This is a genomic window from Acinetobacter sp. A22 (genome assembly GCF_030913345.1).
In the GTDB taxonomy this organism is placed as follows: Bacteria; Pseudomonadota; Gammaproteobacteria; order Pseudomonadales; family Moraxellaceae; genus Acinetobacter; species Acinetobacter junii.
Genome location: NZ_CP133162.1, coordinates 1,727,222 through 1,751,393, shown reverse-complemented (window position 1 = coordinate 1,751,393; position 24,172 = coordinate 1,727,222). Strand labels below are relative to the sequence as shown.

The following is a 24,172-nucleotide window of genomic DNA, read 5'->3' as shown; positions in this document are numbered from 1 at the left end:
TTGCTTATTTTTTATCCATAAATTGACATTTTCTATGGAAAATACGATTTTAATGAAAGTAATTATTGGTCTGCTGAATAACTGATTGTTATTAGTCAATTTTAAATTTTGTTACTTAATTTACTGATCTGTAAATAGTTAAAATATTATACTTTTAGTTAATATATTTTTTTTTAATGTGTTGAGTTAACCTTAAGAGAAAAGCCGGTTTAACAATTGTTAATAATATTTAACAAATTAATTCACAAGTGTATTTTTTTTAATTATTTAAAGTTTGATTTAACGGTTTTTGACTTTTTAATCAAAATGTCCTGTCATTTTTGTAAATTTTTTTTGTGATATATTTAACAAAAAATGATCTTAATTTAGATTCTAAGAGGTATGGGAAATGATTATTAAACTAGACGAATATACATACACAAAAATTATTAAATAATCAGAGGAATAGCCAAAATGTCTGAAATTCAAATTATTTCTAAGGAAAGCCATAAAACACTTTCTACTACAATGGAAAGTACTACAACGATACCGACGGAACCATCCGTAGTATTGTTAAAAATTCCTATGAATGATATTTCCGTTATTAAAAAAGATGGTTTAAATGCGATAGTTTTCCTTAAAAACGGAGAAAAAATCGTAATTCAAAATTTCTTTAATGAGGAAAACACACTAGATAACAGCTTGGTGATCCAAGATGAAAATGGTCAGTTAATCTGGGCTAAATTTAAAGAAGTTGAAAGTGATGCTGATGCCGACGCTGATGCCGACGCTGATGCCGATGCAGACACTGAAGCAGCTGCATATGTAGAAGAAATGCCAGCAGCAGTGCCTGAGGTTGTTGAGGCACCTGTTTCAGACGTTATTTTTCAGCCTATCGATGCGGTTGAGCCTTTACTTTACCATGATGCAGGTTTGAGTCCTTGGCTATGGGCTGTTCCGTTAGTTGCAGGTAGTATTATTGCTGCTGCGAGTGATAACGGTGGTAAAGGTGGAGGTAAAAAAGATAATACACCGCCAAACTCTCCTGAAGATGTTGTAATTGGTAATGGTAATGGTGATGGCTTTATCACGCCTGATGAAATCGCAAACGGTAAAGTAGACGTTGTTGTCGTTTTACCTGAAACAGGTGTTTCTGTTGGTGACAAAGTAATTGTTAATGGTGAAGAGCACATTATTACGGCAGGTGATTTAACTGCGGGTCAAATTACAGTACCTGTTACTGTACCTCCAGAAGGCCAACCACTTGAAGTTCAAGCTTCAATCAAAGATCCAGCAGGTAATACATCATCCCCTGTAACTGAAACAGCAACAGTTGACACGACAGCACCAACTGCACCGAAAGATATTGTAATTGGTGACGGTGATGGCTTTATTACGCCTGATGAAATCACAAATGGTAAAGTTGATGTTGTTGTTATTTTACCTGAAACAGGTGTTTCTGTTGGTGATAAAGTAATTGTTAATGGTGAAGAGCACACTATTACGGCAGGTGATTTAACTACTGGGCAAATTACAGTACCTGTTACAGTACCACCAGAAGGTCAAGCACTTGAAGTTGAAGTTTCAATCAAAGATCCAGCAGGTAATACATCATCCCCTGTAAGGGCTTTGTTGCACAAAGATTTGAAATGCAAAGCGCCCCTAATTGAGCCAAATTTAAGGCGTAACTTGGGTAAGTGGTCGACCTAATTCCGTAAATCTGTTAAGGACTGCTACACGTGCATGGATCTCATTCACTTGGCTATCAAAACTCCTTGCACTGAGTTTATCTCCTAATAATTTGATGCAATGCATCTTAGTTTCAACCAAACTTCGCCGATGATAGCCTGACCATTTTTTCCATAGTGTCCTGCCTAAACGCTTAACTGTTCGAAGTAATTCATTTCGCTCTAGCGAGCTACTCTTTGTATCTTTCCATGGTTTCGCATTTTTTCTAAGTGGAATCACCGCATGCCCTTGCCGATCTGCAATGACCTGACGGCATTGCTTGGTGTCATAAGCTCCATCGGTATAAACAGAGTCAATCTGCTCATCTTGTGGAATCTGATTAAGTAAATCACCAAGCACCTGTGAATCACTGACATTATTGGTTGTAAGCTGAACTGCTCGTATTTGTAGGGTTTTAGCATCTATACCAATATGAAGTTTACGCCATTGGCGACGATATTCAGGTCCATGTTTCTTGCGCTTCCATTCGCCCTCACCTAGAAACTTCATGCCTGTAGAGTCCATGAGTAGATGCAGCCCATCGCTACTTTTTTGGTAGCTGATTACAATATCAATATGCTTTTGTCTTCTACAAAGCGTGGTGTAATCTGGAGCTATCCAATTTAATCCGCAAAGTTTAATCAGACTTTGCACAAAGCCAGTAACCATACGTAAAGACAGACGGAATAAGGATTTAATCATTAAGCAGCATTGGATGGCTGCGTCGGAGTAGGTTTGATTTCGCCCTTGTTTGCCTTTTGATGGAGCATACCATTGCGTAGCCGGATCAAACCAAATGGCAATATTTCCGCGACTCATAAGTGCTCGGTTATATGCGGGCCAATTGGTTGTGCGGTAGATTTTGTGTGTAGGCTTCTTCATTTGAAAATTATATCGCTGAAAAAGCCTTTACAGATAGGTTTGTGCAACAAAGCCATTCACAAGGTAAAGTGAGTACCATAAACTTAGATGAAAATGGTGAAAATCGACAATTAAAGCTATTAAAAAATGAAGGTGTTTTATTAGGGTCTGTTGAGAATTACCGAGAGTTAATTACACTCGCGCACAATTGAATCATGGCTTCAAAACTCGTATCTGTTTTACAACTACGCATCGCTATACGTTTAAATTCTTTTAACTTACAGAAATAGTTTTCAATGAGATGACGCCATTTATACATAGTCGTATCAAATGCTCTCATTACTTTTCGATTAGATTTGGGTGGGATCACCACTTTCACTTTACGTTCATTGAGTTCTTGGATGAGCCAATCTGCATCAAATGCTTTATCAGCTAGTAATGCTTGAAAATCAACATCTTCAATTAAAGGTTTGGTTTCTACTAAATCGTGATATTGACCAGGCATTAATCGAAACTTAATGAGGTTGCCTAGACTATCCACTAAGGCAAGAATTTTACAGGTCATTCCACCTCGAGATTTACCTATAGACTGTTTGAAAGTCCCCCTTTTGCACCTTGCCCATGTCGATGAACTTTAACAATCGTTCCATCAATCATGGCGTATTCCAAATCAACATCTTCATTTACAGATGCAAAAATAGTTTCAAATACACCAGCTTTAACCCAGTCACGGTATCTTTTAAAGACGGTATTCCATTTACCAAAATGAGCAGGTAGATCACGCCATGGACTGCCTGTACGGGCAATCCATAGGACTGCTTCTAAAAATAATCGATTATCTTTTCCACTACGACCTCGATCGGTCACTTTACCTAGGCAAAAAGGTTCCATTTTTGCCCATTGGGCATCAGTAAGTATGTATCTATCCATAGTACTATTATAAATTAATCAGTAGTCTTTGTTAATTCTCAACAAGCCCTAGAGAATCACAAAATTAAATTAAAAGATTATCAATGGATATTTTAATTTTGTGCTTAAAATAAATAATTTATTCAATCGAATCAAATCACGTTAATAAGTAAATTATAGGTCTGACTTATTAAAATAATTTAAAAAACTGCATGTCTGAAATCGGACATGCAGTTTTTGGGACTAAGGATAATCTTAGATCAGCGAACGATTAGAACAGGAATATGACTTTCCCCCAAAACTTTCTGAGCAACGCTACCTAAAATAAACTTTTTAAATCCAGTTCTACCATGAGAACCCATGATAATTAAATCCACTTCAAGATTTTGAGCAGCTTTAATAATTTCCTCATGAACTGAAAAACCTTCTACAACTTGTGTTGCAACTGTTTGTCCCAATTCTTCAAATTGTTTTTGAGCTTTCGTTAAATTTTCCTGAACATAAGATCGAACACGTTCGATTAGTTCATTGCTTTGCCCCATACGTAAATACGCATCTGCCAAATATGGGTCTAAAGTCATTACTTGAACCAAAGTAATTTGGCTATTTAAAGCTTTAGCAAGTTGAGCTGCTTGCTGAATGACATTTGCTGAAATTTCAGAGTCGTCGATAGCGACAAGAATTTTTTGATAAGCCATGATAAATACTCCTTATTATTACACTTTGATTCGCTTCTAAATTTTTGTTTAAAATAAAAACTATACTTTCATATTAAACTTATTATTCGCATAATAAAACCTAGTAATTTCATAAGGATAATTGTTGGTTTTAGATGTTTTTATGTTTTTAATTATTTGAAAAATATAAGAATATTAAAATTATATAAGGTGTATTGTAAAGTTAATTATTTTATAGACTTTTGTCTAAATATGAGCGTAAACCATCAAGTTGATCAGTTTGTAATAGTTCTCTAATTTTTAAAATCTGCTTTTCATCTAGCTCATAGAGTTTTAAAGAAAGTAGTCTTTCAATATCTGTTTCAGAAAAACGATACTTAATAATTTTAGCAGGTACACCGCCTACAATTGCATAAGGTGGGACATCTTGAGTGACTATAGCACCTGTGGCAACCACAGCACCTTCACCGAGTTTAACACCTTGCATGATCATGGCTCTGCTTCCAATCCAGCAGCCATCTGCAATTATGGTGTCACCCGCAGGGAGAAAACTGCGTGTATCAAAGGGGAATGTTGAGATCCAGTCTGGTCTATGCAGCTGATTGCCGCCCATCATAATGACACATTCGGCACCGAAGCAAACAAAATTACCAATATAGAGCTGGTCTATTGGTTTATCTGGTGTGGATACTTTGTCATGTAGATAACGTACTACACAACGTTCAAAACCTTGATCCCAATAAGCAGAATAATAGGAATAATTACCTTTAATATGGATATTTGGATTTTTTACAGTTTTCGCAATAAATTCGAACTCACACCAATGTTTAACAGGGGAGTTGATCGAAGATGAGTCCATTTACATTTCACAGAATAATTTGAGAAGAAAAACCCCTCAAAGGTGAGGGGTTAATTGGGCTTGGAATATTATAGGTATTCCACGCTCACGATTTCGTATTCAACTTCACCTTGTGGTGTTTGAATTTTAGCTTCATCGCCTTCGCTTTTGCCTAATAGGCCACGTGCGATTGGAGAGTTCACTGAGATTTTATTAATTTTAAAATCTGCTTCATCGTCGCCTACGATTTTATAGGTCTTACGTTCTTCAGTATCTAGGTTTTCAATCGTTACCGTAACACCAAATACAACACGACCGTTTTGTTCAAGATCTTTAACGTCAATTACCTGACATGCGCCAAGTTTACCTTCGATATCTTGAATACGACCTTCACAGAAGCCTTGTTGCTCACGTGCTGCATGATACTCAGCATTTTCTTTGAGGTCACCATGCTCACGTGCCTCAGCAATAGCCTGTGTAATACGTGGGCGATCAACTGTTTTTAACTGTTGTAATTCTTTCTCTAAGGCAACCTTGCCTTCAGGAGTCATAGGATAACGTTGCATTTTAGTCCCCTCTAAATTGGTTGGGAAAATACAGGATTAAAAAAAGAAAAAGCCCGCCACCGATAAGGTGACGGGACTTTATCGGTAGAGAATTAACCTACAGTTTGTAAATCTTGCAAGCGGTATACATCCATTGGCAATTTCACAGCAAATGCTTGGCAAACTGCTTCTGCACCATTGATTGTCGTTGTGTAGTACACTTTGCCTTGTAGGGCAGCACGACGAATCATTGCAGAATCGTATTGAGCTTGTTTGCCTTCAGTGGTGTTGACAATAAGATGAATTTCACCATTTTTCAAGCGGTCTACAATGTGTGGACGACCTTCAGTCACTTTATTGACTGCTTCACATTCCAAACCAGCTTCTTGCAATACTTGGTAAGTACCGTTGGTTGCAACAAGTTTGAAACCGTAAGCAATCAATTGTTTAGCGATATTAGCAATATATTTCTTGTCTGATTCACGAACAGATAAGAATGCATATTTCACTTCGCCTTCGGTTGGTAAACCTGGTAAACGTTCATTTGAACCAAGCACAGCTTTGTAGAATGCTTCGCCAAAAGTTTCACCTACACCCATAACTTCACCTGTAGATTTCATCTCAGGTCCAAGCATTGGGTCAACACCTTGGAATTTAGCAAACGGGAATACCGCTTCTTTTACAGCAAAGTGAGTTGGGATGATCTCTTTAGTGAATCCTTGAGATTCTAAAGATTGACCAGCCATACAACGAGCAGCAACTTTCGCTAAAGATTCACCGATACATTTCGATACGAAAGGAACCGTACGTGATGCACGTGGATTCACTTCAAGTACATAAATGTCGTTGCCTTTTACTGCAAACTGAACGTTCATCAAACCTACAACGCCAAGCTCTTTTGCCATCGCAACAGTTTGACGACGCATTTCATCCTGAACTTCTTGTGAAAGAGAGTAAGGAGGAATCGAACATGCTGAGTCACCTGAGTGGATACCTGCTTGTTCAATATGTTGCATGATACCGCCAATCACGACGTCTTTACCGTCAGATACGCAGTCCACATCAACTTCAGTTGCATCATCAAGGAAACGGTCAAGAAGAACAGGCGCTTCATTAGACGCTTGAACTGCTTCACGAAGGTAACGCTTAAGTTCTTCTTCGTTATATACGATTTCCATTGCGCGACCACCCAATACATAAGATGGACGAACAACTAGCGGATAACCAACTTTTGCAGCTTCAGAGATACCTTCTTCAGCAGATTTTACAATGCTGTTGTTCGGTTGACGAAGCTGTAGACGTTGAATCATTTGCTGGAAACGTTCACGGTCTTCTGCACGGTCAATCGCATCTGGAGATGTACCAATGATTGGTGTACCTGCTTCTTCTAAAGCACGAGCCAATTTCAAAGGTGTTTGACCACCGTATTGTACGATCACGCCTTTAGGCTTCTCAGTACGTACGATTTCAAGAACATCTTCTAATGTAACAGGTTCGAAGTACAAACGATCTGATGTGTCATAGTCGGTAGAAACAGTTTCAGGGTTACAGTTCACCATGATTGTTTCGTAACCGTCATCACGCATGGCAAGCGCAGCGTGTACACAGCAGTAATCAAACTCGATCCCTTGACCAATACGGTTTGGACCACCACCAATGACCATGATTTTGTCACGGTTCGATGGATTTGCTTCACATTCTTCGTCGTAAGTTGAGTACATGTAAGCTGTGCCAGATTCGAATTCGGCAGCACAAGTATCAACACGTTTATAAACTGGATAGACACCCAAGTTCCAACGTTGTTTACGGAATTGTTTTTGTGAAATACCCATTAAATCAGCAATACGAAGGTCAGATAAACCTTTGCGCTTGAATGAACGGATATTGTCAGCGTTTAAATCACCAAAACCTAAAGTTTTTACTTGAGCTTCAGTTTTAACGATATCTTCAATTTGGATCAAGAACCAACGGTCAATCTTCGTTGCTTCAAACACTTCATCTAATGAGAAACCATGACGGAATGCATCGGCAACATACCAAATACGATCTGGACCTGGAACTTTAAGCTCTTTTAAGATGATGTCTTTGGCATTAGCCGTACCAACTTCGATTTTTTCATCAAAGCCGCTGACACCTACTTCAAGACCACGAAGCGCTTTTTGAACAGATTCTTGGAAGTTACGACCAATCGCCATCACTTCGCCCACAGATTTCATCTGAGTTGTAAGAACAGGCTCAGCTTGTGGGAATTTTTCGAAGTTAAAACGTGGAATCTTGGTTACGACATAGTCTATTGCTGGTTCGAAGCTTGCAGGTGTTACACCGCCAGTGATGTCATTTTTCAATTCATCGAGGGTATAGCCAACCGCAAGTTTTGCCGCGATTTTCGCAATTGGGAAACCTGTTGCTTTAGAGGCAAGCGCAGATGAACGAGAAACACGAGGGTTCATCTCGATCACAACCATACGACCATCTTTCGGGTTAATACCGAACTGAACGTTTGAACCACCTGTTTCAACACCGATTTCACGCAGAACAGCAACCGATGCATTACGCATGATTTGATATTCTTTATCTGTCAATGTTTGAGCAGGGGCAACAGTGATTGAGTCACCTGTATGCACGCCCATTGGGTCAAAGTTTTCGATCGCACATACGATAATACAGTTGTCGTTTTTATCACGAACAACTTCCATCTCGTATTCTTTCCAACCAATTAATGATTCATCAATCAATAATTGTTTAGTTGGAGAAAGATCAAAACCGCGTTCACAGATTTCAATAAATTCTTCTTTATTGTATGCGATACCACCACCAGAACCACCCATCGTGAATGATGGACGAATGATCACTGGGAAGCCGAAACGTGCTTGAATTTCCAATGCATGTTCCATGCTTTCAGCAACATCAGCACGAGGACATTCAAGTCCAATTTTACGCATTGCGATGTCAAAAAGTTTACGATCTTCTGCTTTTTCAATCGCTTCTTTTGATGCACCAATCAATTCAACGTTATATTTTTCTAAAATACCGTTAGCATCTAATGCAAGTGCACAGTTCAATGCAGTTTGACCACCCATCGTTGGGAGAACTGCATCTGGGCGTTCTTTTTCAATAATTTGTGCAACTGTCTGCCAAGTGATCGGCTCGATATAAGTTGCATCCGCCATTGAAGGATCGGTCATGATGGTCGCTGGGTTAGAGTTCACCAAAATAACACGGTAACCTTCTTCACGAAGCGCTTTACATGCTTGTGCACCAGAGTAGTCAAACTCACACGCCTGACCAATGACAATAGGACCAGCACCAATAATTAAGATGCTTTTAATATCCGTACGTTTAGGCATTATTCGCTCCTTAATTACTTCTTAGCTGCTTCGATAAGTTCGATGAAATGATCGAACAACGGAGCGCAATCATGTGGACCAGGACTCGCTTCAGGGTGACCTTGGAAGCTGAATGCTGGTTTGTCAGTGCGATGAATACCTTGGTTTGTACCATCAAACAATGAACGATGTGTTACTTTTAAGTTTGAAGGTAAGGTGCTTTCATCAACTGCAAAGCCATGGTTTTGAGAAGTAATCATCACTGTACCATTCTCAAGGTTTTGTACAGGATGGTTGGCGCCGTGATGACCATGATTCATTTTCATCGTCTTCGCACCAGAAGCAAGCGCTAAAATTTGGTGACCTAAACAAATACCAAAGACTGGTAATGTTGTGGTTTCAACAATTGTTTTAACTGCTTCGATTGCATAGTCACATGCTGCTGGATCACCAGGACCATTTGACAGGAAAACGCCATCCGGATTTAAAGCAAGGACTTTTTCAGCAGGTGTTTGTGCAGGAACAACTGTTAATTTACAGCCGCGATCTGCGAGCATACGTAAGATGTTGGTTTTGACACCATAATCATATGCAACAACATGATATTTAAGTTCTGGTTGGGTAAAACCTTTGCCTAATGCCCAAGAACCTTCAGTCCATTCGAAACCTTCAGGGTCACAGCATTCTTTAGCAAGATCAAGACCATTTAAACCACCGAATTCACGTGCTTTGGCGATAGCTTCTTCTTCTGTAATATTTTCACCAGCAAGGATACAACCGTTTTGTGCTCCTTTTTCACGTAAGATACGAGTTAACTTTCGTGTGTCAATATCTGCGATTGCAACAACATTGTGTTGTTGTAAATATTCGCTAAGTGATTGCTCAGAACGGAAGTTACTGTGTAATAGTGGAAGATCACGAATAATTAAACCATTCGCCCATACTTTATGGATGCGACCTGATTCAACGTCTTCACTATTACAGCCAGTATTTCCGATATGAGGATAAGTCAACGTAACAAGTTGCTGTGCGTAACTTGGGTCAGTCAAAATTTCTTGATAACCAGTCATGGCAGTATTAAAAACGACTTCACCAGTCGTACTACCCGATGCACCGATAGACGTTCCTTTAAAGATCGTTCCATCTGCGAGGGCTAAAATGGCGGGGGTGCTCAAACCAAAGCTCCTGAACTAAAACCACAAAAATAGGGCTGTAAAAAAGCGAGTAGACATAAAAAAAGGTAGGCCGTCTTTAAAAACATGCCCCTCCTTCCAGTCTGCTCGCTTGTAACTTAACAGCGCATTATACGCATGAGTCTCTGAAAAGTCTATGTGTTTTATTTATTAAAGTGAGTTAAAAGTACATGTGTAAAAATGAGGAGCAGAAGAGAGTGTCTATTGCAAAATAACTCATTCTTCTAAGTATAGAATGAGATATTATGCAAATTGTTAGACAATTTTTGCCTGATTCGATGCTGAAGCGATTTATCTTATACCTAGCCAAAAAATCAACAATCAGTATAGAGGGGAATCAAGATGGCTGAGAATCAAGCGCCGACAACTGCTGAAGAAGTGAAAGAAGTTGCTGTCGAGAAAACGGCTAAAGCTAAAGAAACTGTTGCTGCAAAAACAGCAGAAATGAAAGAAGTTGTAGCTGAAAAGACTGCTGAAGTTAAAGAAGCAGTTGCAGAGAAAACAGCAAAAGCGAAAGAAGTTGTAGCTGAAAAGACTGCTAAAGCGAAAGAAGTAATTGCTGAAACTCAAGAACAAGCGAAAGAAGTAATTGCTGAAACTCAAGAGCAAGTGAAAGAAGTGATTGCTGAAACTCAAGAAAAAATTGAGACTGAAGCTAAAGAATTGAATCAAAATATTCAAAATCAATTGACTCAAATCAAGCAAGATTTACTTCAACGTATTGAAGTGATCAAATCACAATTAAATTCTTCTCAAGGTAACTTGTTTGAATTAAAGAATGCGTTGAAAACTGAGTTAAATGCTTTAATTGAAGATTTAACGAAAGTAAGCAAAGAATTAAAAGATGATATTAGCCAAATCTCTGTTAAGCACAAAGATACGCTAGTTGGCAGTTTTAAACGTACTAAAGATCAAGCTGTAGAAGCTTGGAACAAAGTTCGTGCTAGTTAATTACTAGCCAATAAAAAAGCGAGATATATTCTCGCTTTTTTATTGATTAAAATTGATGTAGCCAATCACGTTTGTTGTGAAAATCGGCTTGAGGGCTACTGTGCTGCATTGCAAAATAATGCATACCTTGTGTGGTATTTAATACAGCAGTTAAACCTACATATAAATCTGACCACTTCAACTTATTGCTTTGCATAAATTGAGTAAGGTCTAAACTTACATTTAATCCGTAATGGGTTTTCTGTAAGTGATTTAGCTCAATATCATATGCAGGAAGTGGCGGTATATTTTCAGGGAATCGGTATTCTTCAAATTGATAAGCTTGCCAAGCTTGAGAAGGGGAAAGATTAATTTCTCTATAGAAATCTTCATCTTTCACACCTACAAAAATTTCAAAACACGTTTGTTCCCATAAAAAGTCGAGGCGAGGATGTGCTGCGACGAGATCGGGATAAATTAAAAACTGATTTGGGTCACGAACCCAAAAACCAACATTTATAGTCGCTGGTGTTTGTTGCTCAATCGCTCCAACAACGGTAATTGCACTAAAACGATCGAAAGCAGAGAGTTCATAACTTGCCATAGCTTGATTACTTGCTTAAATGTGCAAAACGAACGAGATTTGAGAGATTTTGATTTTGTTTGTTCGCTTTCTTATAAAGCAAAACAATTTTACCAATTTTTTGTACTGATTCAGCGCCTGTAGCTTCAACAAGTGCATCAATTACAGCTGCACGATCTTCACGATCTTCACCCGCGATTTTAACTTTGATAAGTTCATGATCATTCAAAGCGCGATTTGTTTCTTCAATTACGTTTTCTGTCAAACCCTGACCACCAATCATAACAACTGGATTCAGCGCGTGGCCAATTTGACGTAAACGTTTGCGCTCATGGATAGATAAAGCCGCCATTTAAAAAATACCTGATTTGAAAAACGAACTAGTATAACTCGCATCCTGTTTCTAAGATAGTTTAATGGGGCTTGTGGATGGATAAAAATAATCAAAAATAAGAGAAATATCCAATCTAGATGATCGAAAAAAATCTGTAAAAGTTCGTGTGAATGAAGTACATCCGTACTGTAATGAGAGTAATTTTCACGTACAATGACTAATCAGAAGTTTTTTGAAATTTAGTGAGTTATGGCGACACGCATTACCAATCAAAAATTGTCTAAAAGCAGTCGTGCATGGATGAGAGAGCACTTGGATGATCCTTTTGTGAAAAAAGCACAAAAAGAAGGTTATCGCGCTCGTGCAGCATATAAATTACTTGAAATCCAAGAAAAATATAAAATGATCAAACCAGGAATGACGGTTGTCGATCTTGGTGCAGCACCAGGTAGTTGGTCACAAATCGCTGGAAAGCTGGTTGGTTCTAATGGTCTAGTAATTGCTTCAGATATTTTACCAATGGATGCACTTCCTGACGTGACTTTCTTACAAGGTGACTTCCGAGAGGAAGAAGTTTTTGAAAAATTGTTAAATATTTTAAATGGACGTCAAGTTGACGTTGTAATTTCTGATATGGCCCCCAATACATCAGGTAATAGGGCTGTTGATCAACCGCGCCAAATTTATCTTTGTGAATTGGCTTTGGATTTTGCTCAAAAAGTTTTAGGACCAAATGGACAATTTATTGTTAAAGTGTTCCAAGGTTCGGGCTTTGACGAATTCAGAAAGCAAGTGGTCGATAGTTTTGATGTATTAAAAACAGCTAAACCTGAGGCGTCTCGTGCTCGATCAAAAGAGGTTTTTTTGATTGGACAAGGTCGTAAAAAGGCATTGCAATAAAAGTGTACTTGCCAAGTTGTTAAAAATTGTGCATTTTGTACCTTTTAAGTTTTTTGCAACGCAAATTCATTGCTGTTTTTGTGAAGGTCAGCCAAGATTAGGTATGATCAAATTAGATTGATATGGGAATAAAGCCTTGAGCGATTACTTCAAGAATGCCGTATTGTGGCTCATCATACTCGGTGTTCTGATTTTGATTTTTAGCAACGTCAGTGACCGCAATAAGCCTGCCGCGATGAAATATTCTGATTTCGTAGCAGCAGTTAATGCTGGGCAGATTAAACAAGTCACAATTGACGGTTTAAATATTAGCGGTGAAAAAACCAATGGTTCTTCATTTGAAACGGTTCGCCCGCAAGTTGAAGACACTGAGTTGCTACCAAGCTTGAACAAACAAAATGTTGTAGTTGAGGGGACAGCTCCGCAACGTCAAGGCATTTTGATGCAACTTCTCATTGCGAGTTTCCCAGTATTGCTCATCATTTTATTATTCATGTTCTTCATGCGTAATATGGGCGGTGGCGCTGGTGGCAAAAACGGTCCTATGAGTTTTGGTAAGTCAAAAGCAAAAATGTTATCTGAAGATCAAATCAAGGTAACGTTTACTGATGTTGCAGGTTGTGACGAAGCAAAACAAGAAGTCGTTGAAATTGTCGATTTCTTAAAAGACCCAGCAAAATTCAAACGTCTTGGTGCAACTATTCCACGTGGTGTGTTAATGGTTGGTCCTCCAGGTACAGGTAAAACATTATTAGCCAAAGCGATTGCTGGTGAAGCTAAAGTTCCTTTCTTTAGTATCTCTGGTTCTGATTTCGTTGAAATGTTTGTTGGTGTTGGTGCTTCACGTGTTCGTGATATGTTCGAACAAGCTAAACGTCATGCACCATGTATCATTTTCATTGATGAGATTGATGCCGTAGGTCGCCATCGTGGTTCAGGTACAGGTGGGGGTCATGATGAACGTGAACAAACTTTGAACCAAATGCTTGTAGAGATGGACGGTTTCGAAGGCAATGAAGGTGTGATTGTAATTGCTGCCACAAACCGTGTAGATGTATTGGATAAAGCTTTACTTCGTCCAGGTCGTTTTGACCGTCAAGTGATGGTAGGGTTACCTGACATTCGTGGTCGTGAGCAAATCTTAAATGTTCATTTGAAGAAATTACCTTCAGTGACTGGTGTTGATGTTAAAGTCCTTGCACGTGGTACACCAGGCTTCTCTGGTGCGCAACTAGCAAACTTAGTGAATGAAGCTGCATTGTTCGCTGCTCGTCGTAACAAGAACACTGTCGACATGCATGATTTCGAAGATGCAAAAGACAAAATCTACATGGGTCCTGAACGTAAGTCGATGGTGATTCGTGAAGAAGAACGTCGTGCTACTGCGTACCATGAAGCGGGTCATGCCATCGTTGCTGAAATCTTGCCTGGTACTGATCCTGTGCATAAAGTAACGATTATGCCTCGCGGTTGGGCTTTGGGTGTGACATGGCAGCTGCCTGAACAAGACCAAACTAGCCATTATAAAGATAAGATGTTGAATGAACTTTCAATCTTATTTGGCGGTCGTATTGCTGAAGAAGTTTTCATTAATCAAATGTCAACTGGTGCTTCAAACGACTTCGAACGAGCGACTAAAATGGCTCGTGCGATGGTAACCAAATATGGTATGTCAGAAAGACTTGGCGTCATGGTCTATGAAGATGAAAACCAAAATGGTTTCTTTGGAAATGTTGGTAGTCGCACAATTTCTGAAGCTACTCAACAAAAAGTAGATGAAGAAGTTCGTCGTATCCTCGATCAACAATATAAAGTAGCTCGTGATATTTTGGAAAATAATCAAGATATCGCACATGCTATGGTTAAAGCCTTGATGGAATGGGAAACGATTGATCGTGACCAAATTCGTGACATCATGGAAGGTCGTGAACCTCGTCCACCAAAAGTATATGTTGCTGAGAATCCTGTGGCTGCATTTGAACCACCAAAAGATGGACCATCTACGCCACCACCATTACCAGCAATGGGTTAATACTTTGAAATTTAAAAGAGCAACTTAGGTTGCTCTTTTTTTTATGTTCTAAAAAATATATTAATAAAATTAGCATTTGTTAGCTTGGAAATTGCAACTTTATTATTCTATTGAAAATAAATCATCAGCTTGCGCACTTCAGTCTTGTTAATATATACGAACTAGAGAGAGGAGTGTCTAAATGCAGTTGATGCCATTACCAAATTGTCAGTTGAAGTGTGGTCGTTTAAGTTTAGATTTATCTCAACCTCAAATTATGGGTATTCTGAACGTAACTCCTGATTCTTTTAGCGATGGTGGGTTGCATCATCAAAAAGATCAAGCAGTACAACGTGCGTTACAAATGATTGAGCAGGGCGCTACTATCATTGATATAGGCGGAGAATCTACCCGTCCCAATGCTTCACCAGTCGAACTAGAAGAAGAAATTCGCCGTGTGATTCCTGTGGTTAAAGCATTATCAAAACACGATGTGATCATGTCGATTGATACCAGTCAGCCCGAGGTGATACTTGCGGCAGTGAAAGCAGGTGCACATATTTGGAACGATGTTCGTGCACTCACACGTCCCCAAGCATTAGAAACGGCTGCCGAATTGAATATACCTGTAGTGTTGATGCATATGCGTGGTGAGCCGACTAATATGAATCAGTTAGATCAATATGAAAATGTGACAGAGGACGTGATTCAAGAATTACAACAGCGTCTAGATCAAGCTGTTCAAGTTGGAATCAAGCCTGAAAATATTATTCTCGATCCTGGTTTTGGTTTTGCTAAAAATGCTCAACAGAACTTTCAATTACTAAACGAGTTTTGGAAACTGAATCGCATGGGATTTCCTTTGCTATCTGGTTTATCTAGGAAAAGATTTATTGGTGATGCATTAGCAGGTATACCAGCACAAGAGCGTACAGTAGGGAGTGTCATGGGACATATGTTAAGTATCCAGCAAGGTGCGAGTATTGTTCGCGTACATGATGTTAAGGCGACTAAAGATGCAATCAATGTTTGGAATAGAATGTTGTTCAGTTGATTGTAATTTAAGACAAATTATGAAGATAAAGATACATTAACATACTGTGTATCTTTATTTTTTTACGTAGAATATTAATCAAAAGATATATTTAAAAAATTGAAATTTGATCTAGGGGTTTTAAGATGTATCAATCAAAGAAAATTTTGAGTTTAGCAGTACTCAGTTCTATGCTCGTTGCTTGTGGTAATCCAGTCAGGGAAACAGGCATTGTTGCTATGTCAGAGGTGGATCAGGAAATTTGAACAACACTTATAAGTGATATTTTGCTCCCCAAATGATGTTATAAACATCAATATATGGAGTATTTTATGGCACGTAGACCAAGAAGAAATCATTCAAATGATTTTAAAGCTAAGGTAGCACTTGCTGCGATTAAAGCAGAAAAAACACTTGCTGAATTGAGTGCTGAATTTGATGTTCATCAAAACCAAATTATCGACTGGAAAAATCAACTGATTTCAGCTTCCTCGCAAGCTTTCGATCAATCAAAAGCTCCAACAGAACCACCCATCGATCTAAAAAAACTACATGCAAAAATCGGTGAGCAGGCATTAGAAATTGATTTTTTAGAAGGTGTGTTGAAGAAACTGGGCCGCTTCAACCACAAAAGTTAATCGATGACTCACTTCAGATTTCAGTATCTAAGCAAGCTCAGCTGCTGAAAGTCTCCCGTGGTTGTTATTACTATCGCCCAAAACCTGTGAGTGCATCAGATCTGAAGCTGATGCGGTGTATGGATGAGTTACATATGCAATACCCTTTTGCAGGTAGCCGTATGATGCGTGATTTGTTGAATCGTCAAGGACATCATATAGGACGACGTCATACACGTACTTTAATGAAGAAAATGGGCATTAATGCGTTATATTGCAAACCAAATTTAAGCCAGGCTAATCAAGCTCACCGCAAATATCCATATCTGCTCAAAGGATTGGCTATTCAGCGCAGTAATCAAGTGTGGTCTACGGATATAACGTATATCCCTATGGCAAAAGGCTTTGTTTATTTATGTGCTGTGATTGATTGGCATAGCCGCAAGGTACTTGCGCATAGAGTATCGATTAGTATGGAGGTTACATTTTGCATAGAAACATTAAATGAAGCTATTGAAAAATATGGTCGACCTGAAATATTTAATACAGACCAAGGCAGTCAGTTTACCAGTGATGCATTTATTGATGTATTGAAATCAAATGGCATTCAAATCAGTATGGATGGTAAAGGTCGATGGGTTGATAATGTGATGGTTGAACGATTATGGCGGAGCGTTAAATATGAAGAGGTGTATCTCAAAGCCTACAGCAATGTTTTGGATGCGAAGAAGCAATTAAACGCATATTTTGAATTTTATAATTTGAAACGACCTCATTCGAGTCTGGACAAAATGACTCCAGATGAGTTTTACTATGACCAGCTACCACAACAAAATAAGGTAGCTTAACTAGAGCAGAGTATCACTTATAAATAAGCTTTTAGTTGTTCAAACATGTGGGACCACCTCTGTCACCGCCTCCGACTGCGCACATGTCTTCGGAAATGGCACGTAAGATGGTTACACCGTCTTACATAGCTGCAATCCCTGCACCTGAGCGAGTAAAACTTGAGGCAAACACAGAAAAATATCAAAAGAATGAAGTCAATCCAGTTCATCGCGTAGCTGAGCAAGCAGTTTCTACTTTTAGTATCGATGTTGATACAGGAAGTTATACCAATACAAGACGTTTTCTGAATGATGGTCGCTTGCCTCCTGTTGATGCTATTCGTGTCGAGGAAATGATTAATTATTTTGATTATCAATATCCTCAACCTGTTGGAATCCATCCATTTTCAGTGACAACGGAAACTGTTGATTCTCCATGGAAAGAAAATGCCAAATTAATCAAAATTGGCATTCAAGCAAAAGATTTATCAGTCAAACAGTTACCTGCTGCTAATCTTGTTTTTTTAGTCGATGTTTCAGGCAGTATGGATGATCCAGATAAATTGCCATTAGTGAAGCAAACATTAAGAATCTTAACTGAACAGCTTCGTCCCCAAGATAAAGTAACGATTATTACTTATGCGAGCGGGGAAAAATTAGTTTTAGAACCCACCTCAGGTGATCAAAAAGATAAAATTCTTCGTGTAATTGATGAGCTACGTGCGGGTGGGGCTACTTCAGGAGAGCAGGCGATACAACTAGCTTACAAACAAGCTGAAAAAGCATTTATTAAAAATGGAATCAATCGCATTTTATTGGCAACGGATGGCGATTTTAATGTTGGAATTACAGATTTTAGTACCTTAAAAGGTATGGTGGCTGAGAAGCGTAAAAGTGGAGTTTCTTTGACTGCATTAGGTTATGGTACAGGTAATTACAATGAAGAATTAATGGAGCAAATTGCTGATGCAGGTGATGGTAATTACTCTTATATCGACAATAAGAATGAAGCTAAAAAAGTCGTGCAACGTCAGTTATCTTCAACATTAGCCACTGTCGCTCAAGATGTTAAAATTCAAGTTGAATTTAACCCAGCAACTGTTAAAGAATATCGATTAGTTGGTTATGAAAATCGTATGTTGAAACAGGAAGATTTCAATAATGATAAGGTTGATGCTGGAGACATTGGAGCAGGGCATAATATCACAGCGCTATATGAAATTATTCCTGTGGGTCAGCAAGGCTGGAATAGTGATTCACGCTATCAAGCAAGCACAAAAATCGATGCTTCAAAGAAAACAGAATATGCATTTGTAAATTTGCGCTATAAATTGCCAAATCAAGATAAAAGCATCTTATTGAATCAAGCTGTTCAGCTTGGCAGCAAGCCTCTAGAAAAAGCCAATAGTGATACAAGATTTGCGATTGCAGTAGCTTCATATGCACAGCAATTAAAAGGTGGACAATATAATGGTGCAATGGGCTGGGATCAGATTATTCAACTTGGTCAGCAATCTACTCAACCTGATCCATATCAAATGCGTGCAGAGTTCGTAGAGCTTGCTAAGATCGCCAAGAATTTAAGTGCACGAAAAGATTAAAATCTGTTTTCTAAAAAGCGGTTGATAGAGCCGCTTTTTTTATGCCTAAATATCGTGCTTTACATGAGATTGTGATATAAGCATGTCGTTTTATTGATGTATTCATTTTTATGTTTGAAAATTTACTTCTCCCGATGTTTGATGATGATTATTATCCCGATATTCTAGTGGCTGAAATCAAACAACATATTAAGCAATTTTCAAAGAAAGTCAGTCGGTCTGATTTATCTGAAATGGAAATTTACGCAGTAGCTCATCAAACGATGAAAGAAATCAATGAGATGAAACCTCAGTTTGAAGATTTAGAGTCAAGTTTAGATGATACAGCCGCAGATTATATCGCTGAAGCTATGATGATGATTGTTCAAGATGCAGGTTATCTTGATATCGAAATGGAAGAGTTAATTGCCAATCGAGAGTGGTAATCACACTCTCGATATAATTATTTAATAATTACTGCTGAGTTACCTCTTTTTCACTCCATAATTTAGGTAACTTTATTTGGCCAGAAATCCAAGCTTCAACTTTGTTCTGTTTTACTCTTTTGTAATATTTACTTTGACTATGAACGAGTAGCCCAATCGTATCTCCTTGTTGAAGATGGGTATTAATGCTTGGTAACTCAACATCTTGATAATTCTGTGTCTTTAAATTTAATCCAGAAATAATTTGGTCATAAAGCTGCTTACGTTTTGGGTTAAATGGCGTTGTTTGTTCATTAAGAGTCTTATATTTCCCTGTTTGAGCTGACTTGACTGCCATTGAAATAAACAAAGTTGCATCATCATTTTCTGTTTCGACAGCAAGTGACAATAAAGACGATCCTGTGATGAAGCTTTTTTGCTTTGCTGTATGGATAGGAATAAATACATCCTGAGTTGTGTTTGGTGCAATCCATGTTTTGTTCAAATCGTAGGATGTAATTGCTTTTAAATCATTGATTTGGATTACTGGACTTTGATCAATACAGACTTCAGGAAGTTCAGATGATGAATTTTGATCTTTTAGTTTGAGGTCGAACCAGCTTATTATGGTTTTTTGTAAATCGTAGCTCTTTTGATTCCCACAACGAATAGATTTTCCAATATACCAAAAAGGTGTACTGCCCAAAGGAGAGTGTTGAGCAAATGGCTGTAGATGCCCACCTTCGACACCGATTAAATGTACTTGACGATTGGCTTCTTGCAAGCATTTTGTTGCTTTCACACCTTCATTAAATGGGAAAAGTACATCTCTAAATCCTTGAATAATTAAAGCATCAGCCTGAGGATGTTGTTCACGTTCGCAAAACCAGCTAGCTTGATGTGTTTTTAGAAAATCATAAATGGAAGGGTTGAGTTGTGGCTGTTGAGTATCTCGATATGCTTGTTTTAATTCTGGGTCGAATTTGTTCCAATTCCACCAGTCTCCAATCAGATTTAAGAAATCAATCCAGTTACTTTTTGGCACACCATTTGGGGCTAAACTTTCAACAATATCGTACCATGTCGTAATAGGTACAATTGCTTGTAATCGTTTGTCTAAAGCTGAAGCAATATATTGCACACCACCTGCATAGGATTCACCAATCATTCCAGCACGAACACCATTTTGATTTTTAGCCAGTTGCGGTAAATTTTGTTCTGCCCAATTTAAAATTGTAATGACATCTTGTGCTTCTTTTTCAGGGTCTGTTAAGCGAATCTTTCCTTGACTCCCCCCATGTCCTCGTTGATCAAAACTGATGACCCAATAGCCTTTTTTCCAAGCTGATTTAGCGACTTGCCCAGTTGGAAGTAAAAAACCATACAAGCTTAGTTCAGGGCGCTTCATGCGAGATAGGCCGAAACCATGTGTATGGAGGATTAATGGGGCAGTTTGATTTGTTGATAGTTTCGGTTGATAGACGGTAAAAGCAATCAAGGTTCCATCAGAAGCTTTTGTTTTGACTTGATAATAACGTTGTTTTAGCTCAGTCGTATGAGCTTTAGAAATTTGATTTGGTTGAACAGTGGCATGCACACAGCCTTGTAAAATCAAAAATACAGCGAACCAAATCCATAAAAGGCTACTACGCATTGATTCTTTCATCCTTGAATAAATCTTTCTATAAGTAGTGTAACTGTAGCATAGCGGGTTATGCTATCGACGAGTCGGTCATTTTACTGACCAACTCGAGTTCTGATTAGCTAGTATTTCGTTATAGGATAGGTATACGCAAAAAGACCAAAACACAGCAAGCCCAATCCAGCAACCAAATATAAATGGATTTGCTCATGATTAAATAAGGTACCCCAAATTGTTGCCAGTACTGGTGTAATAATCGTAATGAGCATGACTGTTGTTGGATTGAGTTTTTGGACTAAGTGGAAATAAAAAATCATAGCCAAAACTGAAGAGCACAAAGCACTATAGAGTAAAGCTATAGAGGTTTGAATGCTTGGCAGCTCTGTTGGAATTGCTGACAGAAAAAAGGGAAGTAGGCATACATAACCTAACCATGACACGATCGTTGAACCTGTCATTTGAATGATAGGGTGTATACCAGCTCCAACTCGTGCAATTGCAAACATAGATAATACATAGAGCATCACTGCAATGATTTCATAAATCACACCTACAAGATCAAGTTGAATATCGCGTGAACCGATACCCATTGTCAGTAACAAGCCTATAAAGGCAATCGTCAGACCAAACCATTGGTGGTTATGAAATCGTTCTTGTTTAAGGATAAAAACTGAAATCAAACCTGTCCATAAAGGAGCTGTTCCATAAATGATTGAAATCATGCTCGATGAAACTCGAGTTGCTCCCATATAGCAAAATGTCATAGAACCAAATAGTCCCAATGCACCTGCGAGATAACTCATCAGTGCCTGTTTACTGAGGGTTAATTTAAGTCGAAAGCAGACTAAACAAATGAGTGCTAAAGGAATGGCCAAACTGAATCGGATAAACAAGCCCCACGCCCAATGAATCTCATGCACGGTCCAGACGGCTGCTAACGGAGTGAGCGACCAAATCAATACAACCGCAATAAATTGCCCGACTGTAGCAAGGCGAGAGTGAAACATCGCTACAGTCGGCGAAGTCTGTGTTGGTGAAATAAAATTCTTTTGTTGTAACTGTGTCATTTGAAAACTTCCTTATGGATAGGTTTTTTTATGCAATAAAAAAAGGTCGCTGTTGAGGCGACCTTTCTGTTGTGAATGTTTTATTTAGTCATTCATTTGATCAATGTTAGAAAAGTTTCCTCGCATAAAAATGCAGACACGTCGCCATGCTGCATAGGCTGAGACGCGATGCGAAATTTGTACTAAGCGTGGAGAAAAACTTTTCGATTTAGTCATAAGAGGTTTAACTGGATATTTGTAATTCTCATAACATAAGATATGTCTAAAAAATAGTCATATTTATAGTGGCAATAAAATAGATTTAAGGAAAATCATATTTTAAAAATTGCTTATTAAATATAATTTCTCATAATAAACAGATCGGACTACATTGAAGTATTAATTTGTCTAATTTAGAAATTTTCGCCGTTTTAATTAGTATTATTGGCGTTAGCTTAACCATAAAGCGAAATATGTGGTGTTGGGGATTTAATGTATTCGCATGTGTTCTCTATGCATATCTTTTTTTTAATTTTAAGCTGTATGGAGAAACGATTCTACAGTTCTTCTTTGTAGGTATGAATCTATATGGATTGTATGTATGGCTGACAGGTAAACGCCAAGATCATGAAATTCGCGTTGAAACAATAAATATAAAATCGATGTATCTGCACATAATTTTAGCGTCGATTGGTGGTTTGTGCTTCGGTATGTTTCTTAAGCAATTTACGGATGCATCTGTTCCAATGCTGGATTCACAGTTAGCAGCATTTAGTTTACTAGGAACCTATTGGACAAGTCGAAAATATATTGAGACTTGGATTTTATGGATCGTCGTTGATATTGTTTATGTGGCTATGTTTATCTATAAAGAGTTACTATTAACAGCAGGCTTGTATGCGGTATTTGTAGGTTTAGCGGCTTATGGTTGGTGGCAATGGCAACAGGTAAAGCGTAATCAAATTGCGATGTAAGGAAATGGGTAGTCTGAAACTACCCATTTTTTTGATTTATTGTGCAGAGGTAGTTAAATAACTTTGGACCGCTTTGCGCCCAATAGCTGGATCATCAGTAAATACACCGTCAACACCTGCTTTAAAGTAGAGTTGCATTTCTTTGATAGAGCCAGATTCACAACGTTCGTCAGCTTTTGAGCTGCATTTTAAGGATTCAGCCAAGAAATTATTCTCAGGTCTGAAAGTATAAGGATGAACTTTTAAACCAACTTGGTGTGCATCTTTTACAAAGGATGTGGTTTCAGTCATGCTTGCATCTTTAAAGACATATACTTTCCATGGTCCAACACCATTTGCATAGCTTGCCACTTCTTTTAAGCCTTGAGCTGTTGCCATATCTCCATATGTTGTCGAGATTTGTTTAGCAACATAGTCTGCTGGTCGAGCTGATTGTTCATCGTAAAGCTGGATGAGTTGTGCGTGTTTGAGGCTCTTGTGCAAATCTAACTGTTGTTTAAGGTATTTTAAATTGCTTACTTCAAATGATTGAAGATAGATTGGAGCAATATCTCGACTGTATTTATATTTAGATAAAGTTTGAAGTAAACGATCTTCCATTGCTAGATTTTGATTTTGGAAATACGTTGGATGTTTCGTTTCTATATATAAGCCGACAATCTTGCCTGTTTTTTTTGTAATGAGCATCAGCAAGTTCAATAATTTGCTCTAGAGTCGGAACTGGATATAAATCATTGTATTTAGTGTTTTCTGGTCGATATTGTGGAATTCGTTCACGCGCTTTCAGTTGCTGAAGCTCATTTAAGGTAAAGTCTTCTGTAAACCAGCCTTCAATACTTACGCCGTCAATGACTTTAGTTTTTTTACGATTAGCAAATTCTGGCAATTCTGCAACATTGGTTGTTCCACTAATTTCATTTTCATGACGTGCGACTAACACACCATCTTTGGTCGAAACTAAATCTGGTTCAATGAAATCTGCACCATCTTCGATAGCTTTTTGATAGGAGGCGAGTGTGTGTTCTGGGCGTAGAGCACTAGCACCACGGTGACCAACGACTAAGATTTTCGGTAGCTCATAATTCGGTTGTTTGGAGTTGGTTTGATCATTATTGTCATCATTACAACCAACTAAACTGAGTAAGCTCAGGCAAATCACTGCTTTTTTTAACATAAATTGACTCTTTCATTTTTAATTAAAGCAGTCAGTGTGC

At 38.3% G+C, this 24,172-nt stretch carries 19 protein-coding genes and 2 pseudogenes; 9 read left to right on the top strand and 12 right to left on the bottom strand.

The features are described 5' to 3' along the window. The first annotated feature begins 453 nt into the window (after window positions 1–453). Window positions 454–1,689 carry a BapA prefix-like domain-containing protein gene (locus Q9Q86_RS08600; protein ID WP_171299324.1) on the top strand — a complete coding sequence of 412 codons (1,236 nt, stop codon included), beginning with the start codon at window positions 454–456 and terminating at the stop codon, window positions 1,687–1,689. Here the strand turns inward: Q9Q86_RS08600 and Q9Q86_RS08595 are convergent. From Q9Q86_RS08595 to carA, 7 genes and pseudogenes are all read right to left on the bottom strand, one after another. Next, a complete protein-coding gene (locus Q9Q86_RS08595; protein WP_075696753.1) occupies window positions 1,657–2,589 on the bottom strand; it encodes an IS5 family transposase in 933 nt (310 codons plus the stop codon). The two genes, Q9Q86_RS08600 and Q9Q86_RS08595, sit on opposite strands and share 33 nt — an antisense overlap. Window positions 2,590–2,746: 157 nt before the next feature. Then, a pseudogene (locus Q9Q86_RS08590) lies at window positions 2,747–3,459 on the bottom strand (IS5 family transposase). A 278-nt stretch (window positions 3,460–3,737) separates the two neighbouring features. After that, entirely contained in the window at window positions 3,738–4,175 is a 438-nt protein-coding gene (locus Q9Q86_RS08585) for a universal stress protein (protein ID WP_004956015.1), read from the bottom strand. Window positions 4,176–4,386: 211 nt separating this feature from the next. Continuing rightward, window positions 4,387–5,013, bottom strand: a complete 627-nt coding sequence (locus Q9Q86_RS08580) for a CatB-related O-acetyltransferase (RefSeq protein WP_112986766.1) — start codon at window positions 5,011–5,013, stop codon at window positions 4,387–4,389. Window positions 5,014–5,081: 68 nt separating this feature from the next. Beyond that, a complete protein-coding gene (greA, locus tag Q9Q86_RS08575) occupies window positions 5,082–5,558 on the bottom strand; it encodes a transcription elongation factor GreA (protein WP_004878279.1) in 477 nt (158 codons plus the stop codon). A 92-nt stretch (window positions 5,559–5,650) separates the two neighbouring features. Beyond that, window positions 5,651–8,884, bottom strand: coding sequence for a carbamoyl-phosphate synthase large subunit (carB, locus tag Q9Q86_RS08570; protein ID WP_112986767.1), 3,234 nt, complete (start codon window positions 8,882–8,884; stop codon window positions 5,651–5,653). Between the two features lie 14 nt (window positions 8,885–8,898). Beyond that, complete coding sequence (carA, locus tag Q9Q86_RS08565) at window positions 8,899–10,038, bottom strand: glutamine-hydrolyzing carbamoyl-phosphate synthase small subunit (protein WP_004956022.1); 1,140 nt, start codon at window positions 10,036–10,038, stop codon at window positions 8,899–8,901. A gap of 360 nt (window positions 10,039–10,398) precedes the next feature. Between carA and Q9Q86_RS08560 the strand changes: the two genes are divergently transcribed. Continuing rightward, window positions 10,399–11,007 carry a hypothetical protein gene (locus Q9Q86_RS08560; RefSeq protein WP_112986768.1) on the top strand — a complete coding sequence of 203 codons (609 nt, stop codon included), beginning with the start codon at window positions 10,399–10,401 and terminating at the stop codon, window positions 11,005–11,007. A 46-nt stretch (window positions 11,008–11,053) separates the two neighbouring features. On the opposite strand, the gene Q9Q86_RS08555 is transcribed toward Q9Q86_RS08560, so the two are convergent. Next, window positions 11,054–11,590, bottom strand: coding sequence for a DOMON-like domain-containing protein (locus Q9Q86_RS08555; protein ID WP_004908285.1), 537 nt, complete (start codon window positions 11,588–11,590; stop codon window positions 11,054–11,056). 7 nt (window positions 11,591–11,597) lie between these two features. Further along, complete coding sequence (gene yhbY, locus Q9Q86_RS08550; protein WP_004908282.1) at window positions 11,598–11,921, bottom strand: ribosome assembly RNA-binding protein YhbY; 324 nt, start codon at window positions 11,919–11,921, stop codon at window positions 11,598–11,600. A gap of 231 nt (window positions 11,922–12,152) precedes the next feature. On the opposite strand from yhbY, the gene rlmE reads away from it, so the two are divergent. The 6 genes from rlmE to Q9Q86_RS08520 all read left to right on the top strand — a co-directional run bounded on the left by rlmE (window position 12,153) and on the right by Q9Q86_RS08520 (window position 19,317). Next, window positions 12,153–12,803 (top strand): 23S rRNA (uridine(2552)-2'-O)-methyltransferase RlmE, encoded by a 651-nt coding sequence (rlmE, locus tag Q9Q86_RS08545; RefSeq protein ID WP_004908277.1) that lies wholly within the window; start codon window positions 12,153–12,155, stop codon window positions 12,801–12,803. Between the two features lie 136 nt (window positions 12,804–12,939). Beyond that, window positions 12,940–14,835: an ATP-dependent zinc metalloprotease FtsH gene (ftsH, locus tag Q9Q86_RS08540; protein ID WP_004956031.1), complete on the top strand. Its 1,896-nt coding sequence runs from the start codon at window positions 12,940–12,942 to the stop codon at window positions 14,833–14,835. Between the two features lie 181 nt (window positions 14,836–15,016). Further along, complete coding sequence (gene folP / locus Q9Q86_RS08535) at window positions 15,017–15,868, top strand: dihydropteroate synthase (RefSeq protein ID WP_112986769.1); 852 nt, start codon at window positions 15,017–15,019, stop codon at window positions 15,866–15,868. Window positions 15,869–16,179: 311 nt separating this feature from the next. Then, a protein-coding gene (locus tag Q9Q86_RS08530; protein WP_223235881.1) for an IS3 family transposase occupies window positions 16,180–17,312 on the top strand; the annotation gives its coding sequence in 2 pieces (ribosomal slippage) (window positions 16,180–16,432 and window positions 16,432–17,312; 1,134 coding nt in all). Window positions 17,313–17,395: 83 nt separating this feature from the next. After that, on the top strand, window positions 17,396–18,892 hold the full coding sequence (locus Q9Q86_RS08525) for a VWA domain-containing protein (protein WP_112986596.1): 1,497 nt from the start codon (window positions 17,396–17,398) through the stop codon (window positions 18,890–18,892). Between the two features lie 110 nt (window positions 18,893–19,002). Then, complete coding sequence (locus Q9Q86_RS08520; RefSeq protein WP_004963525.1) at window positions 19,003–19,317, top strand: DUF5713 family protein; 315 nt, start codon at window positions 19,003–19,005, stop codon at window positions 19,315–19,317. A 28-nt stretch (window positions 19,318–19,345) separates the two neighbouring features. Here the strand turns inward: Q9Q86_RS08520 and Q9Q86_RS08515 are convergent, their stop codons facing one another. Beyond that, a complete protein-coding gene (locus Q9Q86_RS08515) occupies window positions 19,346–20,950 on the bottom strand; it encodes a S9 family peptidase (protein WP_112986595.1) in 1,605 nt (534 codons plus the stop codon). A 110-nt stretch (window positions 20,951–21,060) separates the two neighbouring features. After that, entirely contained in the window at window positions 21,061–22,005 is a 945-nt protein-coding gene (locus Q9Q86_RS08510) for a DMT family transporter (protein WP_112986594.1), read from the bottom strand. Between the two features lie 383 nt (window positions 22,006–22,388). On the opposite strand from Q9Q86_RS08510, the gene pnuC reads away from it, so the two are divergent. Beyond that, window positions 22,389–22,958: a nicotinamide riboside transporter PnuC gene (pnuC, locus tag Q9Q86_RS08505; protein ID WP_099949005.1), complete on the top strand. Its 570-nt coding sequence runs from the start codon at window positions 22,389–22,391 to the stop codon at window positions 22,956–22,958. Between the two features lie 36 nt (window positions 22,959–22,994). Here pnuC and Q9Q86_RS08500 read toward each other — a convergent pair. Next, a pseudogene (locus tag Q9Q86_RS08500) lies at window positions 22,995–24,132 on the bottom strand (glycerophosphodiester phosphodiesterase). Between the last annotated feature and the right edge of the window lie 40 nt (window positions 24,133–24,172).